The organism is Paenibacillus sp. Y916, assembly GCF_056786435.1.
Genome location: NZ_JBXCJA010000027.1, coordinates 1 through 896, shown reverse-complemented (window position 1 = coordinate 896; position 896 = coordinate 1). Strand labels below are relative to the sequence as shown.

Below are 896 nucleotides of genomic sequence, written 5' to 3'. Positions count from 1 at the left end.
TTCCGAGGCTAGCCCTAAAGCTATTTCGGGGAGAACCAGCTATCTCCGAGTTCGATTGGAATTTCTCCGCTACCCCCACCTCATCCCCGCATTTTTCAACATGCGTGGGTTCGGGCCTCCAGTGCGTGTTACCGCACCTTCACCCTGGACAGGGGTAGATCACTCGGTTTCGGGTCTACGTCCACGTACTTAAATTCGCCCTATTCAGACTCGCTTTCGCTGCGGCTCCGCCTTCTCAGCTTAACCTTGCACGGGAACGTAACTCGCCGGTTCATTCTACAAAAGGCACGCCATCACCCATTAATAGGGCTCTGACTTTTTGTAAGCACACGGTTTCAGGTTCTATTTCACTCCCCTTCCGGGGTGCTTTTCACCTTTCCCTCACGGTACTGTTTCACTATCGGTCGCTAGGGAGTATTTAGCCTTAGCAGATGGTCCTGCTGGATTCATACGGGGTTTCACGTGCCCCGCACTACTCGGGATCCGTCTCGGAGAGAACATACTTTCAGCTACAGGGCTTTTACCTTCTATGCCGGGCCTTTCCAGACCTCTTCGCCTAATATATTCCTTTGTAACTCCATGTGAGACGTCCCACAACCCCAAGGAGCAAGCTCCTTGGTTTGGGCTAATCCGCGTTCGCTCGCCGCTACTGACGGAATCACTATTGTTTTCTCTTCCTCAGGGTACTTAGATGTTTCAGTTCCCCTGGTCTGTCTCTACACATCCTATGTATTCAGATGTGAGTGACTGCGTATTAACACAGCCGGGTTTCCCCATTCGGACACCCCCGGATCAAAGCTTGCTTACAGCTCCCCGAGGCAGTTTCGTTGTTCGCCACGTCCTTCATCGACTCCTAGCGCCTAGGCATCCTCCGTGTGCTCTTAGTAGCTTAACCA

At 52.3% G+C, this 896-nt stretch carries 1 rRNA gene; it reads right to left on the bottom strand.

The window, feature by feature from the left end:
• Positions 1–895: ribosomal RNA gene (locus tag AC1TO9_RS24490) — 23S ribosomal RNA — on the bottom strand; the annotation flags it as partial.
• Position 896 lies beyond the last annotated feature (1 nt).